The sequence below is a fragment of the Sphingopyxis sp. genome, from assembly GCF_016704835.1.
Lineage (GTDB): Bacteria > Pseudomonadota > Alphaproteobacteria > Sphingomonadales > Sphingomonadaceae > Sphingopyxis.
The window spans coordinates 299,146-315,103 of record NZ_JADIZJ010000005.1 but is presented as its reverse complement, the minus strand read 5'-3'; the positions used below and the strand labels follow the sequence as shown (position 1 = coordinate 315,103).

The window sequence follows — 15,958 nt, the reverse complement described above, 5'->3', positions numbered from 1 at the left end:
ATCGTGGCCGGGGATCTGTTTGGCGGCGACGCACCGGCTCAGCGCGAAGGCGCGGCGACCGGCCCGGTGCCGCTCGCCGAGCGGCTCCGCCCGCGCACGCTGGCCGACGTCGTCGGGCAGGAGCATCTGACCGGACCCGAAGGCACGATCGGCCGCATGGTCGCGGCGGGGCAATTGTCGTCGATCATCCTGTGGGGGCCACCGGGGACTGGCAAGACGACGATCGCGCGGCTCCTCGCCGAAGCGGTGGGGATGCGTTTCTCGGCGTTGTCTGCGGTGTTCTCGGGGGTTGCGGATTTGCGGACGGCGTTTGCTGACGCCGAAAAAATGGCCGCGGCGGGCAAGCGGACCTTGTTGTTCGTCGACGAGATTCACCGCTTCAATCGCGCGCAACAGGACGGCTTCCTGCCCTATGTCGAACGCGGCACGGTGGTGCTGGTCGGCGCGACGACCGAGAATCCCAGCTTTGCCTTGAACGCCGCGCTGCTGTCGCGCGCGCAGGTTCTGGTGCTGAACCGGCTCGACGAGAATGCTCTGACGCAGCTCGTTGCGCGCGCCGAGGCCGACATAGGGCGCAGCCTGCCCGTCACTGCGGATGCCCGGGCGGCGCTGGTCACGAGCGCCGACGGCGACGGGCGCTTCCTGCTTAACCAGGTCGAGACGCTGTTTGCCGCCGCGATTCCCGGCCCGCTCGATCCCGCCGAGCTTGCACAATTCCTGCACCGCCGGATGCCGGTCTATGACAAGGACCGCGACGGTCATTACAATCTGATTTCGGCGCTGCACAAGGCGCTGCGCGGATCCGATCCGCAGGCGTCGCTCTATTATATGGCACGAATGCTCGTTGCGGGCGAGGAGCCGCTCTACGTACTGCGGCGGCTGGTGCGGTTCGCGATCGAGGACATCGGGCTCGCCGATCCGCAGGCGCTGGTGCAATGCCTCGCCGCAAGAGACGCCTATCAGTTTCTCGGCTCGCCCGAGGGAGAACTGGCTATCGTGCAGGCCTGCCTCTATCTCGCGACCGCGCCCAAATCGAACGCCGCCTATGCGGCGCAGAAGGCGGCCTTCGCATCCGCACGCGAGACCGGGTCGCTGGCGCCGCCGGCGAACATCCTCAACGCCCCAACCAAGCTGATGAAAGACCTGGGCTATGGTGCGGGCTATGCCTATGACCACGATGCACCCGACGGTTTTTCCGGCGCCGATTACTGGCCTGATGGCATGGGCGCACAAACCTACTACCAGCCAACCGATCGTGGGTTTGAAAAGCGGATCGCCGAACGCATGGCGTGGTGGGACGAACAGCGCAAGACAAGGAGCGGGGAATGATGCAGCCGCCCATGAAGCAGGTTGCGACCCTGTGCCGTTTGGCGCTGGCAATCGCGATTGGGACAACGGCGATACCTGCGCAGGCTGCCGATGCCAATCCTGACCTCAACCGTGCGTGGGCGGCGGGCTATCGCGCAGCGCTCACTTGCTCGTCGCTGTGGAACGGCGCGGGCAAGTCGCTCGACGCGATCGAGCGCGACGAACTGACCGGTATTTATCCGGAGATCGAGGCCGACGTCCGCGTTCTGAAGGCCGACGTCGACGAGGCGGCGAAACGCGTCAGCGTATCATATCGCGCCGATATGCCGCCGCGCATGGCGCAATGGACCGGGGGCGAAGGTTGCGTCACGTTGCCGATCAGCGCGTTGCCGATGCCGGTTCATGAATTTGCCGCGCGTGCGACCTTTGACGATCAGCCATGGCCGCTGGGCGACAAGGGCGCGGGCGGGCCGATCACGAGTGGGCCTAACAAATTCGAGCCGGTGACGGCAATTAACGGCTTCGGCGGCCGCACCAGCGCGCTGCTGATCGTCAAGGATGGTCGGATTTCGGTCGAACGCTATTGGGGCGGCCATGATGTGCATACCGCGCAGCGGACCTTCTCGGTCGCCAAATCGATGGCCGCGACGCTGATCGGTCACGCAGTGCATCGTGGCCAGATCGACGTCAACGCGCCCGCGATGATTGCCGAATGGCAGAGCCCGGGCGACCCGCGCGCTGCGATCACGACCGAGCAGCTGATGCGGATGGCAAGTGGGCTGACCAGCGACTCGGCGGGCAATCGCACCGACGCAATCTACATGGGCGGCGCCTCAGTGCGCCAGTGGACGGTGCAATGGCCGCTGCTGAACCCACCGGGCACCCGCTATCGCTATGCCAATAACGACACACTACTTGGCGTACTGTCGCTCAAGGCAGCGCTAGCGAAGGCGGAAGCTGCGCTCAGCCCCGCCGCCTTCTTCGACCAGATCGGTATGACACGCACCTTTGTCGAGCATGACAAGGACGGCGACTATATCCTGTCGAGCCAGGTGTGGACGACCGCGCGCGACTTGGCACGGCTGGGGCTGCTGTATCAAAACGACGGCCTCCTGGACGGCCAGCGGCTGTTGCCCGCCAACTGGCGCAGCTTCGTGACGACGCCGAGCGGACCGCAGCCGGCGGGGATGTTCGGCTATGGTGCGGGATTTTGGCTGCTCAATAAAACCGACGGCGTCCCCGCCGACGCATTCGGTGCCTTTGGCAATCGCGGCCAATATCTGGTGGTCATCCCGTCTCGCCAACTAGTGATCGTGCGGCAGGGTTATGACGACGACACGAACCGGCTCGACATAGTGGCGCTGGTCAGGGCGATCGTCGCTGCCGACGGTCCGCGCCGACCCTATTCGAAAGGCGGATAGCGCTCGAACGCCGGAAGGCTGTCCAGCTTATCCATCCATCCGATACGCTCGGCGATCTGGATCTGCACCTGCGCGGGAATAAGGTCGGGATCGTCGAGCGTCGCCGATTGGACATCGATCTGCCCCGGAAAAATCGCTTCGCTGGTATAGAAGAGCCCGGTGCCGCAATCGCCGCAGAAATGGCGTCGGCCATGTTCGGATGATGCGTAGATTTTCGGGGTGCCGGTGATTTCGATCTCGTCCTGCCCGACTAGCGCCCACCCGACCATCGGCGCCCCGGCGTGGCGGCGGCAATCGCTGCAATGGCACAGCGCATGATGCTGCACCGAGGTGGTCATCGAATAACGAATTGCGCCGCAATGGCATTGGCCGGTGGCGCGCGGACTCGAATCGTTCATGGCCGTTCTCCTGACTGCGATTGCAAGAACATATCATAAACATCTTCGATCGCGCAATTGCATCGTGCATCCTTGACCAGCAACAATAGCGCCTCGCGCGTCCAAGCGGACGGCGCCACCATCATCGTTCCCCTTCGGCGCCGCACAATCGCTTCCGAATTAACACCGAATTATCCATAAAGTGGCATGTCCCACGCGATGACGAACAAACAGCTATTGGGCATAGCGGTGCAGCGACCTGCGGTTTTCGCGATGGCGGCCTTCGTGCTCGCGGCATTGCAAGGAGCCGATGCCAATCTCAGCCTGTTTTTTCTGCAACGGCAGGATAGGTGGCTGCTGCTTGTTGGCGCGTTGTTGCTCGCGCTTTGCTTGTGGCGTCTTCCCACGCGTGAGCGAGCGTTTGCTGGAAGTTGGCGACTGGCGTTGGCAATCGGAACGCTGATGGCGGTTGTCGCCTTTGCTGGCCACTATCTGATCCTGTCGGGTCACGACCTCAGTCGTGACGAGCAAATGGCGACCTTCGACGCACAGGTATTCGCACAGGGGCAACTCGTCGCACCGCTGAGCGGCGTGTGGCGCCATCATGCCGACGCGCTCAATACGATGTTCATGTATCCGACCAGCGAAACTGCGGGATGGGTATCGGCCTATCTGCCGTTCAATGCTGTGTTGCGCGCTCTGTTTGGGCTGATCGGCGATGCCGCCATGACCGGGCCGGCGATGCTGATGTTGGGTGCGGTCGCACTATGGGGATGTGCCCGGCGCATCTGGCCGGCCGATCACGAGACGGCGGTTGTCGCGCTCTTGCTCTATCTTGGGTCGGGGCAGATATTGTTCAACGGCATGACCGCCTATGCCATGCCGGCGCATCTTGCGCTGAACCTCTGCTGGCTTTGGCTCTTCCTGCGTCGGACGATGTGGACGGATCTCGCGGCTTTGGCGGTCGGCTTCGTCGCGGTGGGGCTGCATCAACCAATCATGCATCCCATGTTTGCGGCACCCATCCTCTTCCTGCTGGTGCTCGAGCGCGACTGGCGCCGCGCCACCATCTATTTTCTGGGCTATGTCGCCATCGGCGCGTTCTGGGCGTGGTGGCCAAATGCCATGTGGGCGCTGGTTGAAGGCGATGCGGTAGCAACCAAAGAACAGGGGATCGACTATATCAGTCGGCTGATCCTGACGGTGATACAGGGAGACGGCCTGCGTCTCGCCAATATGGTCGCAAACATCCTGCGGTTTTTCGCCTGGCAGCACCTGCTGCTGTTGCCGCTCCTGCCGCTTGGACTTGCGATAGCGCGCAAGGACCGTCTGGCGGGCGCATTGGCAGGGGGTGTTTTGCTGACGACGATGGTGATGCTTATCATCCTGCCCTATCAGGGACACGGATTTGGTTATCGCTATCTGCACGGCCTGATCGGTAACTTCATCCTGCTTGCGGTTTTTGGGTGGATGTCGCTGGGCGAGGCGAAGGCGCGTTGGCGGACCTTGCTCGCGCGGACGACCGCGGCGGGGTTGGTCGTTGTTCTTCCACTGCAAGCGTGGATGGCGCACTCTCTTTATGCTCCCTATGCAAGGGCATCGGAACGCATCGCGGCGAGCGGCGCCGATTATGTGGTGGTGGGCGAAACAGATGCACCCTTTGCCGTCGATCTGATTATCAATTCACCAGCACTCGATGCGCGCCCGATTCGTTTGATGCGTGGCGCGGTTGACCCCGCGCTGGCGGAGGCACTTTGCGCGGCGCACGCTGCGCCGTTGGTCGCATTTGTCGGTAACGAGACGCTAGAGCCGATCCGTGCTTATTATGGCGCGACAGAGGCTGGCACCGCGCGTGACAAGGCTAATCAGGCAGTCGGCACCCAATTGCGCCAATGGCAATGCCGGACCACGATCATCGAATAGTCGGTTGCAAGCCGTCGAGCAAAGCGTCGGCCATCCGGCGCCAATTATAATTCTTTGCGGCATAATCCGCCATGGCGGCCGTATCGACGGGCGCAGCAGCCAGCCCATCGATTGCGGCCGCGCAGCGCGTCGCGGAGCCGTGAGGATCGGCAAGATCGATGTCAATCCCGGTCAGCCATTGATACGCTGCCGGGTCAGCTTTGGCGCTGCCGTCGCCGCAAATTACGGGAAGCCCGCAAGCCATCGCTTCCTGGACGACAAGCGGATAGCCCTCGCCGACGCTCGGCAGCAGCAGCATGTCGGACGCGCGATACAGATCGGCGATCAATCTCTGCGGTTGCTGGCCGAGCACATGCACGTTCATCAAGCCCCATTCGCAAGGATCGATCGGCCCTTGGCCTAGCAGGGCAAAATGTACGCCGGGGCGCTGCTGGGCCAAGAGTTTCAGTATCCGTAGGCCTTTTTTCTCGACGAAGCGGCCCACGAAGACGGCTAGCGGTGCGCTGGCCGGCAGATTCCATCGTGCGCGCGTGTCGTGCCGGGTCGATTGCTCGTGTGCGTTGAACACGGACTGGTCGACGCCGTTGAACACGAGCAGCGAGCTGCGGCGGGGCGGGGTACCCAAAAGGTCGTCACGCACCGTCGCACTAATGAAGGCGAGCCGGTCGGCAGCGCCCATCATCGTACGCGTGACGATAAAATTGGCGAGCAGTAAAATGGCATTCAATAGCGCGCTGGAAAACGGGATCACGCCGATATGCTGCACCATGACTGTCCGCTTTTTCGCGGCCTTCGCAAAGATCATGGCAAGGACCGAAGTCACATAGAGCGCGTCGTGAATAACTACGGTGTCGGCATTGCTGATCGCGCGCCGCAGCCGCATTATGGAGCGTGGGCCTGGGATAGGCATCGGCAGCCCGCTGAACTGTTCGGTCGGGTTGACGCAGCGCAAACCGACCAGCGTGGCCGGGCCTTCGGGCAATCCGTCGGCGTCGCTCGCGGCCCACGCAACCTGATGCCCCGCCGCAATGAATTCGCGGTTCAGGTGCGCCGCGACGCGCTCCAGCCCTCCGCCGTGCGAATCGAAAAAGTTGCTGACGGATAGGATGCGCATCAATGAACGGCTTTGACCGTGTCAGCCGGGTTCGAAGCGCATCGTTGTTTCGAGCCGGTTGGGAAAGGCGAGGCCGGCGAGACCGGAGCGATACTTCCTGCTGCTGGCCACAGCGCTGATCTGATAACCTGCCGCGCGCGCCAGCGCCTCCCAATCGCGGCGCGAGAGATAGTCTGCTTTGACCATACCGCCAAAGGGAATGTTGCCCCAAGCGTCGAGGGCTGTCAGTCGCAGGTCATCGACCAAACCGGTGGTCAGATGGTCCTTGATATAGACCGGACCGGCAACCGCGCGTCGGATTTCGCGCATCAGATCGACGCGCGCGCTGCGCGGCACATGGTGTAGCACGTTGTTGAGTGTGGCGGCGTCATAGGATCCGTCAGCGCAGGGAATGGTGCGCCCATCATATTGTCGCGTCGGCACCTTCAGCGTCGGGCAGAAGCGGTCAACCAAGTCTATCGCCTCGACCGATACGACCGGGAATAGGTCGGCAATGGCCTGCGCGATCACCCCGGTGCCGCCGCCGACATCGAGTAATCGCTGGTGACGATCCTGCCAAATTTCAAGGAGACTATCGAGCATTTCCGCCTGGTAGTGCGGCGCCTTCACGGCGAACACGGGAAGATGCTCGGCCAGGATCGTTTGCAATTGGCGCAGGTCGATGGTCATGGGTGCAGTGGCCATATCAGATCATCCGGGTTGCTTGCGGGCGGATCGCCCAGCGGCTCAGTACGAAATTGACGGCGATCATGCAGATGGTCGCAATCGGCGAGGCCCAGAACATCGCGAGACCGACAACGTCATGCCATATCCAGATCGCGATAAGGACGAGGGGAATGTTCGTAGACATCGCCAAGAGGTAACGCATGAAACGGCGTGCACCGAGAGCCTCGTCGAAGGTAAATAAGCTTTGCAGGACATAACCAACTGTTGTGACGAAGGAGAAGGATACCAAGATCGATCCAAAGTATGGAAAGCCCAGAATATCTCCTCCTATCACGATCAGATTGTGTAGGACTACACAGATCATCGAAACAAAGCCGTATGCAAAAAACGATCTCATAGCCGTGCCTTGCGAGACATTTGGGGGCAATAGCAGTGCGGAGTCATACTGTTGTTTGGTTCCAGACATCTAAGAATCTAGTCTTTCAGCCCCCGCATGCACGCTTGGTACCTGAAGATACCTTAAGAGCTTCGCTTCTTTGCGCCCGCGGGTCACGGTATCGAGGATGAGTCCGCAGAACAAATTGAGAAACGCAAGGATCATCGTCCCCGTCGCAAGAACGGCCATCGGCAATCGCGGAACCGTGCCGCTATGCATATATTCGAGGATTACCGGATAGCCGAACAGAAGCGATAGGCAGAACAGCGCGAGTGCGATCGAACTGAAGAGCGCAAAGGGCCGTTCCTGTTTGAGCAGCATGCCGATGGTCCTCAGGATGCGAAAGCCGTCGGATATCGTTTGCAGCTTGCTTTCCGACCCCTCGACGCGATCTTTGAATCGCGTTGGTTCCTCGCTGGTCGGCATACCAAGTTGCAGTGCGTGAATGGTCAACTCGGTTTCGATCTCGAAGCCCTGTGACATCGGCGGGAAGGATTTGACGAACCGCCGCGAAAAGACGCGATAGCCGCTCAGCATGTCGCTGAAGCCGCCGCCGAACATAGTCCGCACCAGCGCGGTCAGCATCCAGTTGCCGAAGCGGTGCGCGGGACGATAAGCGGTGCCGCTGACATCGGTTCGGGTGCCCACCATCATGTCGAGGCCGTCATCGACGAGCCGTTGAATCAATTTCGGGGCAGCCTGCGCGTCATAGGTCTCGTCGGCGTCGCACATGATATAAATGTCGGCATCGATATCGGCGAACATCCGGCGGACGACGAAGCCCTTGCCTTGCCGCGTTTCGCTGCGAACAATCGCTCCGGATGCTCGGGCGACGTTGGCGGAATTGTCGCTGCTGTTGTTGTCGTAAACATAGATTCTGGCTTCGGGCAGGATCTCGCGGAACCGCTCGACGACCGTGCCGATGACCAGGCCTTCGTTATAGCAAGGCAGGAGGACCGCAATGCTCGGCGTGGCGTCGTCGAGTTGGAAAGGGTTCGCAGCATCGAACTGCCCCACGCGCACGTACATAGATTTGGAAACCCCCGCGAAACCTGGTCAATTCCTTTCGGGAAGCTAGTCGAAACTAGTTAACAACTGTTTAGGGTCCGCTCCGAACCTGTTTGATCAATTGCCCAAATCCACCCGATGCACCTCGGCCCACGCCTGATACTGACCGCGTGGATTCGATGCCGGGTGCGCCAAAATCGCAGGCATGTCGGCGCGCAGTGCGGCAAGGTCGAGCGAGCGAATCATCGCCTTGACCGGGCCGACCCCCGCGGGGGTGATCGACAGGCGTTCGATGCCGACGCCGAGCAGCGCCATCGCTTCCAGCGGACGACCACCCATCTCGCCGCAAACGCCCAGCGCGACCTTGGATCCCGACACCGTGCGCACGACGCGCGCCAGATAGCGCATGACGATCGGCGACAACCAGTCATAGCGTTCGGCGAGGCGCGGATGCACGCGGTCGGCGGCGAACAGGAACTGCGTCAGATCGTTGGTCCCGACCGACAGGAAATCGAGGTGCGGTAGCATCAGGTCGAGCGTTTCAAGCAGCCCCGGCACTTCCAGCATCGCGCCATAACGGATCGCGACCGGCAGCTTCTTATTATGCTTGGCGAGCCATGCCCGCTGCCCGACGAACAGCTTGCGCGCGGCCTCATATTCCCACGGTTCGGACACCATCGGGAACATGACGTTGAGCGTACGTCCGGCGGCCGCCTCCATCAGCGCCCGCGCCTGAACCTTGAGCAGCCCCTCGCGCTCGAGTGCCAAGCGCAGCGCGCGCCAGCCCATCGCTGGATTTTCTTCCTGCGCGCTTTCGCCGACGTTCATATAGGGCAGCGCCTTATCGCCGCCGATATCGACGGTGCGGAAAATCACCGGTCGATCGCCCGCGGCGTCGAGCACGTCGCGGTAAAGGCGTTGCTGGCGATCACGCGACGGCAGCGTCGCCGACACCAGAAATTGAAATTCGGTACGGAACAAGCCGATGCCGCGCGCGCCGGTGAGGTCGAGCGCAGCAACATCTTCGCGCAAACCCGCGTTGATCATCAGTTCGATCTGCACGCCGTCCTTGGTGACGGCAGGCAGGTCGCGCAACGATGCGAGGTTGGCGCGGCGTTTCTGCGAAATTACCAGCTTGGCGTCGAACGCGTCCTGTACCGCCTGGGTCGGGCGAACATGCAGCGCGCCTGCGGCTGCATCGAGCAGCAGCAAATCACCTTCGCGGATCGAGGCGCGTACATCGTTGACCCGCCCGATCACCGGCACCCCCATCGCGCGCGCCACGATGATGACGTGTGCGGTGAGCGAGCCTTCCTCGAGCACGACGCCCTTCAGGCGGCGGCGGTCATACTCAAGCAGTTCGGCGGGACCGAGGTTGCGCGCAATCAGGATCGAATCCTGCCGCAAACCCATCTGCGCCGCGGTCCCCATCTGCCCCGACACGATGCGGATCAGCCGGTTCGACAGATCCTCCAGGTCGTGCATGCGGTCGCGCAGCAAGGCATCGTCGATCTGGCGCATCCGCATCCGGGTGCGCTGCTGAACGCGCTCGATCGCCGCCTCAGCGGTCAGACCGCTATCGATCGCTTCGTTGATGCGCCGCGACCAGCCTTCGTCATAGGCGAACATCTTGTAGGTCTCGATGACTTCATCATGTTCGCCACCAACGCCGAAGTCGGCCTGGCTCGCCATCCGGTCGATCTGTTCGCGCATCTTGTCGAACGCGGCATAGACGCGGTGACGCTCGGCCTCTGTGTCCTCGGCAACGGTATGTTCGATGGTGATGCGCGGCTGGTGGAACACCGCGACCCCGGCGCCCATGCCGTCGACCAGCTTCTGCCCGACCAATCGCTGCGCCGACTGGTCGGCGGCAGCGGCGTCGGTGCGCGCGGCGGTATCGACCAGATCGGCGTTGGTGATCAGTTCGGACAGCACCATTGCGACGGTCTGCAACGTCTCGATTTCGATGTCGGCATAGCGGCGCGGGTCGCTGTGCTGGACGCACAGCACGCCCACCGCGCGTTCGCGCCGGATGATTGGCACCCCGGCAAAGCTGTGGAACAATTCTTCGCCCGTTTCGGGGCGGTACGAAAAATCGGGATGCGCCGCGGCCTCGTCAAGGTTCAGCGTTTCGATCTGGTCGGCGATCATGCCGACCAGTCCTTCGCCGAGCCCGAGGCGGGTGACGTGAACCGCCTCCTGGTTCAGGCCGCGCGTCGCATAAAGTTCAAGCGCGCCGTCGCGCAGCAGGTAAATCGAGCAGACCTCGCTATCGAGGCATTCGCCGATGATGCCCACAACCTGATTGAGCTTGCCCTGCGCGTTGGCGCGCGACGCCATCACCTCGTGCAATCGGGTCAATATGGTCCGCGCTGACTGGGCGGCCGAAGAGGGGGGAGGCGGGGCGTTGGTCATTCGCCCCCTGCTAACAGATGGATGCGCCGAGCGCCATGACCCCCGCGCGCTGTTGCCGCCAAACCATTTTTCGCTCGCGCCAAGCCTGCGTCAGTTGATCCCGACCGGCGCGGTGGGCCCCTGCGCTGCACCTGGCGGCGAAGCCGTCGTCGTCGTCGGACCGAAGGGCGTAACTGGTGCAGGCGCGCTCATGACCGGCGGTGGCGGTGCATATTTGGCGTCCCATGCCGCGACGTCATACTGATATCGGGCATAGGCTTCGTAGAAATCGTGGAAGGGCTGGTCGAGCCGCGCCAGATGCGCGGGCGCCTGTTCGATCACCTGCGCGGTGGGGGTCGAGGACACCAGCTGGGCGATTTCGTTGGCGCGAGCACAGAAACCGCGCTGCGCGGGCGGCTGGGCAAAATAATTGAACAGCTGCGTCGACAGGCGATCGCGCGCCGCGGTGCCGTTGGTCTTGGTGTCCTTGCCCAGCTGGGTGATCACATTCTTTTCGGTCGAGCGAATGACCTTGCCATGCGCCTTGATGATATTGTTGTACGCCGACACGAGCGTCGTTTCTTCAAGTCCGCGGCAACCGATCGCGGCGACGTTCAACCCGATCTTCAACTGCCAAAATGCGCGGTCGCCCGTGATATTGCTGTTCGCGGTGACGAACCGGCCGTCAATGCCGCGTCCGGGCAGGATCTGGGTCACCGCGGCGTTGCCCGGCGGCAATGGCCGCGGCGGCACCACGATCACCACTGGCGGCGGCGGCGGTGGGGGCGGTGGCGGCGGCGCTTTGGTACAAGCGGCAACGCTCGCCAGCAGTCCGGCCACGATGATCTTGCGCGACAAATTCATGATCTTCTCCCCAGCCGCAATATCGTGCGGCATCAACCCCGAGCGTGCAATGCGGCGTCGGCCTGTTGCACCAAAGTTGCGATGATTTCGGCGACGCTCTCTTCTTCGGATACCATACCGACAGATTGCCCTGCCATTAACGAACCATTTTCAACATCGCCGTCGATCACGGCACGGCGCAGCGCGCCGGCCCAATAATGTTCGATTTCCAGCTGCGCTTCCATCATGTCGATCTCGCCCTGGTCGAGCTTGTTGGCGACTTCGCGCTGCTTGGCGGTGAACGCCTCGGTTCCGGAATTCTTGAGGGCGCGGACCGGAATGACGGGCAGGCGCGGGTCAATCTGGACGCTCGCGACCGCTTCGCGCGCCGAAGCGCGCATAAACGCCTTTTTGAAATTGGGATGCGCAATGCTTTCAGTGGCGCAGACGAAGCGCGTCCCGAGTTGGACGCCCGAAGCGCCCATTTCCAGATAAGCGGCGATCGCTTCGCCGCGTCCGATGCCCCCGGCGACGAACACCGGGACTTCGTCAGCCAGTGTCGGCAGGATTTCCTGCGCCAGCACGCTGGTTGATACAGGGCCGATGTGACCGCCGGCCTCCATCCCCTCGATCACCAGGGCATCGACGCCCGAGCGGACGAGCTTCTTGCCCATCGCCAGCGTCGGCGCGAAACAGATGACTTTGGCGCCGGATGCCTTGATCGCCTCCAGGCTGCCCTTCGGCGGCAGGCCACCCGCCAGCACGACGTGACCGACGCCATGCTTGGCACAAACATCGATCAGCTCGAACAATTGCGGGTGCATCGTGATCAGATTGACGCCGAACGGTTTTGTCGCCAGCGCCTTGGTCGCGGCGATCTCGGTATCGAGCAGCGCTGGCGTCATCGCGCCACACGCGATCACCCCGAAACCTCCGGCGTTGCTGATCGCGCTGACCAGATGGCGTTCAGAGACCCAGCTCATCGCGCCGCACAGGATGGCGTGGTCGCTGCCGAGCAGTTCCGTCCCGCGCGCCATCAATTCATTCATTTTGCTCATTGAAGCTGCCTTTGCCAGCACTGGGACTCGCGCGCAATCCCTGGCGGTAATGGGGCAATCGGCCCGTCGCATGCTGGAATCCGTTTGGCGCAGCAACCGAACCTTTCAGCGCAGAAAGCAAATCAGTCATTGTCAACTAAAACAGTTACCTTATCCTGCGAGGGCGAATCCATTAGGGAAAGGAACGACCATGAGCACTGCCGAGGAGGCCGCCAAAGCCGGTTCCGAACAGCTGCCCCGCGCCATTCAAACGGTGCTCGAGGCACTCGACAAGCTGAAGTTCGGAGCGATCCAGCTGACCGTCCACGAAGGGCGGCTGGTGCAGGTCGATGTGACCGAACGGCACCGTTACTCCAACTGATTTCAAACGCGCCCAAGTCAAACGCTCCCAAGAGGGACTCTCCCCTCGTCCTGCCGCAGACCGGTCCACCGGATGTGGCAATTTTCTTTGCAACAGGAAATTGTCATGACCGCAAAATACCCGTCCGTTCGCCGTCGCCGCTTGCAGGCATCCTCACTGACCCTTTCGTTCCTGCTCGCAATCGGCGCCGCGCCGGCGGCCGCGGAAGAATTGTCGGCGGCTAATGCGGAGGATGGCGTTGCCGTCGCCGCAACAGCCTCGACCGCTGCCGCGGACGCCACGGCGCAAGTCGACGACGAAGTCAGCCGCGGCGACATCATCATCGTCACCGCCCGCCGCCGCCAGGAGACGGCACAGGAAGTCCCCGTAGCGATCTCGGTGATCCGCGGTGATTCGATCGAGGCGACGGGCAACTTCAACGTCGTCAAGCTGCAGCAGCTCGCCCCGACGCTGCAGGTTTATACCTCGAACCCCCGCAACACCTCGGTCAACATCCGCGGGCTTGGCGTTCCGTTTGGCCTCACAAGCGACGGCTTCGAACAAGGCGTCGGCATCTATGTCGACGACGTCTATAATTCGCGCGTCGCCGCCGCGACCTTCGACTTCCTTGATGTCGAGCAGGTCGAGGTGCTGCGCGGGCCGCAGGGCACGCTGTATGGCAAGAACACCACCGCGGGCGCGATCAACGTCACCACCAACCAGCCGACCTTTGATTTCGAGGGACGGGCCGAGGTCAGCGTCGGCAACCTCAATTACCGACAGGCCAAGGCGGCAGTGTCCGGCCCGCTGTCGGAAACGATTGCGGCGCGGCTGGCCATCGCCGCGACCAGTCGGCGCGGGACGATCTTCAACGTCACGAGCGACCGCTGGATCAACGAACAGGACAATCTGGGCCTTCGCGGCCAGCTGCTGTTCAAGCCCAGCGATGACCTGAGCATCACGCTGTCGGGCGACTATAGCAAGCAGGACCCCGAGGGGTACGGCACATCGCTCGTCCGCGTCGGCCGGACGCAGCGCGCCCTCGCGCGCCAATATGACGGATTAGTTGCAGCCTATAATGCTGCCAACCCGACGCGGCCTTACACTGTTCCGAGCCGCAATATATTCGACCGTTTGACCGACATCGACGCCAGCCTCAACGCCGGCAACAAGATCGGCGGCGTTTCGGCGCGGGTGAAGTGGGACGTGGGGCCCGGCACCTTCACTTCGATCAGCGCCTGGCGCTTCTGGGACTGGAAGCCCGAGAACGACCGCGACTTCACCGGCCTGTCGATCGTCTCGAAATCGCAAAACCCGTCGCAGCAGGACCAGTATAGCCAGGAGTTTCGTTACGACTATGACGGCGACAATATCGATTTCGTCCTCGGTCTTTTCGGCTTCAAGCAGCGGATCGATACGCAGGGGACCGAACAGCAGGGTGCCGATGCCAGCCGCTGGAGCCTGACCGGCGCGCAGGCGGCGGATCCCGGCATCCTCAACGGCCTGACTGCCGCCAACACCCAATATCTCAAGAGCACCAGCGCGGCGCTGTTCGGCCAGCTGAGCTGGAAGGTCACCGACGCGCTGACCATCCAGCCGGGCGCGCGGGTCAATTATGACAAGAAATCGGGCTTTTATCAGCGCATCGTGACCAACGGCGCGGGCAATGCCATCTCCTGCACGCCGGCGCCCGCCGCAGGTTCGGTGCTGGCGGCGCAGTGCGGCGTCTATCAGCCGCAACAAAGTTCGCCCTCGGACAGTGCGTGGAACTTCACCTACGACTTCAACGTGAATTACAAGGTGGCGTCCGACGTCCTCGCCTATGCGACCTATGCCAAGAGCTTCAAGACGCTGGGCATCAACCAGAATGGCCTGCCGCTCAACGCCGACAACAGTGTCAATTTCGACGCCAGCACGGTGAAACCCGAGTCGATCGATCATTTCGAAGTGGGGCTGAAGACGCAGTTCTTCGACCGGCGGGCGACCTTCAACCTGTCGGCGTTCCGCACCGAGATCAAGAATTTCCAGGCGACCGTCAACGGCGGCCAGTTCGGCACCGTGCGCGGCTATCTGGCCAATGCGGAAAAGGTGACGTCGCAGGGCGTCGAGGCAGACCTCAAGGTTGTCGCGAGCGACCGCTTCACTGCATACGCCAACGGCGCCTATACCGACGCGAAATACAAGAAGTTCATCAACGCGCCGTGCCCGCCAGAACTCTCCGGAGGAACGCTCCAGCCGGCGAGTGCAGTCCCCGATTATTCGCAGCCTGGCGTCCCGGGTGCGCTCAGTCCGCGGCAGTGCGATATTTCTGGACAGCGGTTGCCCGGCGTGTCGAAATGGGCGTTTTCCTATGGTGCGGAGACCAACATTCCCGCGACGCTGCTGGCGAAAGACGGACAGGTGTATCTGGGCATCGACGGCAATTATCGCTCGCAGTGGAATTCAAACGCGTCGCCATCGATCTACACGAACGTCAAGGGATATGCGCTGACCAATTTCCGCGCCGGATTTCGCGGCGAGGGTTTCGACGTCTTTGGGTGGGTGCGCAACGCGTTTGACGTGAATTATATTGAACTGTTGCAGGTTGCCCCCGGCAACACCGGGCTCATCGCGGGGACCGCGGGCGATGCGCGCACCTGGGGCGGGACGGTAAAGTTCAGTTTCTAATTCAGCCCATTCGCCGGATGCAGAGAAGGGGGCGCTCCGCGAGGCGCCCCCTTCTCATGCCGCCTGCTCGTCAGCGCTGCTGGGGGTTGTCGCGGTCCTGACCGGAACGCTGACCGCCCTGCTGGCGATCCTGGCCGCCATCCTGCTGTTGCTGCTGCTGTTTGCGACGCTGTTCTTCGTCGCGCTGCTGCTGCTCATTGGGGTTTTGGTTAGCCACTTTCTGTCTCCGTTTCGTCACACCATTGGGTGGGTGACATCGAGCCAACCCGCTGTTTCACCATGGTGTTGCGCCGCGCCCCAACCGTTTCGCCGGGGCGTGGCGGCGGTGCGACCAACGTCATTTGATTGCGGCAACCTGCGCCGCTGTAATCGGTTCGTTCAATGACTGAATTCAGCTTATTCG

General features: G+C 62.3%; 14 protein-coding genes. 5 read left to right on the top strand and 9 right to left on the bottom strand.

The window, feature by feature from the left end; all coding sequences use genetic code 11:
- Positions 1-15: 15 nt before the first annotated feature.
- Positions 16-1,329 carry a replication-associated recombination protein A gene (locus IPF76_RS11070; protein WP_293843840.1) on the top strand — a complete coding sequence of 438 codons (1,314 nt, stop codon included), beginning with the start codon at positions 16-18 and terminating at the stop codon, positions 1,327-1,329.
- The gene (locus tag IPF76_RS11065; RefSeq protein ID WP_293843630.1) at positions 1,326-2,729 is read left to right on the top strand and encodes a serine hydrolase; all 1,404 of its coding nucleotides are present in this window, start codon (positions 1,326-1,328) and stop codon (positions 2,727-2,729) included. Before IPF76_RS11070 ends, IPF76_RS11065 begins: the two co-directional genes overlap by 4 nt.
- Here the strand turns inward: IPF76_RS11065 and IPF76_RS11060 are convergent.
- A complete protein-coding gene (locus IPF76_RS11060; protein ID WP_293843627.1) occupies positions 2,711-3,127 on the bottom strand; it encodes a GFA family protein in 417 nt (138 codons plus the stop codon). The genes IPF76_RS11065 and IPF76_RS11060 overlap by 19 nt on opposite strands.
- Before the next feature lie 198 nt (positions 3,128-3,325).
- On the opposite strand from IPF76_RS11060, the gene IPF76_RS11055 reads away from it, so the two are divergent.
- Positions 3,326-5,029: a hypothetical protein gene (locus IPF76_RS11055; protein ID WP_293843624.1), complete on the top strand. Its 1,704-nt coding sequence runs from the start codon at positions 3,326-3,328 to the stop codon at positions 5,027-5,029.
- Here the strand turns inward: IPF76_RS11055 and IPF76_RS11050 are convergent.
- From IPF76_RS11050 to IPF76_RS11020, 7 genes are all read right to left on the bottom strand, one after another.
- The gene (locus IPF76_RS11050; RefSeq protein ID WP_293843621.1) at positions 5,019-6,143 is read right to left on the bottom strand and encodes a glycosyltransferase; all 1,125 of its coding nucleotides are present in this window, start codon (positions 6,141-6,143) and stop codon (positions 5,019-5,021) included. The two genes, IPF76_RS11055 and IPF76_RS11050, sit on opposite strands and share 11 nt — an antisense overlap.
- A 21-nt stretch (positions 6,144-6,164) precedes the next feature.
- Positions 6,165-6,827: a class I SAM-dependent methyltransferase gene (locus tag IPF76_RS11045; protein ID WP_293843618.1), complete on the bottom strand. Its 663-nt coding sequence runs from the start codon at positions 6,825-6,827 to the stop codon at positions 6,165-6,167.
- Position 6,828: 1 nt separating this feature from the next.
- Positions 6,829-7,206, bottom strand: coding sequence for a GtrA family protein (locus IPF76_RS11040; RefSeq protein WP_293843615.1), 378 nt, complete (start codon positions 7,204-7,206; stop codon positions 6,829-6,831).
- 69 nt (positions 7,207-7,275) lie between these two features.
- Positions 7,276-8,274, bottom strand: coding sequence for a glycosyltransferase family 2 protein (locus IPF76_RS11035; protein WP_293843613.1), 999 nt, complete (start codon positions 8,272-8,274; stop codon positions 7,276-7,278).
- Between the two features lie 96 nt (positions 8,275-8,370).
- Positions 8,371-10,668 carry a phosphoenolpyruvate--protein phosphotransferase gene (gene ptsP, locus IPF76_RS11030; protein WP_293843610.1) on the bottom strand — a complete coding sequence of 766 codons (2,298 nt, stop codon included), beginning with the start codon at positions 10,666-10,668 and terminating at the stop codon, positions 8,371-8,373.
- A 90-nt stretch (positions 10,669-10,758) separates the two neighbouring features.
- Entirely contained in the window at positions 10,759-11,511 is a 753-nt protein-coding gene (locus tag IPF76_RS11025) for a hypothetical protein (protein WP_293843607.1), read from the bottom strand.
- Between the two features lie 32 nt (positions 11,512-11,543).
- Positions 11,544-12,548, bottom strand: coding sequence for a nitronate monooxygenase (locus IPF76_RS11020; RefSeq protein ID WP_293843604.1), 1,005 nt, complete (start codon positions 12,546-12,548; stop codon positions 11,544-11,546).
- 190 nt (positions 12,549-12,738) lie between these two features.
- On the opposite strand from IPF76_RS11020, the gene IPF76_RS11015 reads away from it, so the two are divergent.
- Positions 12,739-12,909 (top strand): YezD family protein, encoded by a 171-nt coding sequence (locus IPF76_RS11015; RefSeq protein ID WP_293843601.1) that lies wholly within the window; start codon positions 12,739-12,741, stop codon positions 12,907-12,909.
- 105 nt (positions 12,910-13,014) lie between these two features.
- The gene (locus IPF76_RS11010) at positions 13,015-15,555 is read left to right on the top strand and encodes a TonB-dependent receptor (protein ID WP_293843598.1); all 2,541 of its coding nucleotides are present in this window, start codon (positions 13,015-13,017) and stop codon (positions 15,553-15,555) included.
- A 70-nt stretch (positions 15,556-15,625) separates the two neighbouring features.
- On the opposite strand, the gene IPF76_RS11005 is transcribed toward IPF76_RS11010, so the two are convergent.
- On the bottom strand, positions 15,626-15,772 hold the full coding sequence (locus IPF76_RS11005; protein WP_293843595.1) for a hypothetical protein: 147 nt from the start codon (positions 15,770-15,772) through the stop codon (positions 15,626-15,628).
- Positions 15,773-15,958: the final 186 nt, after the last annotated feature.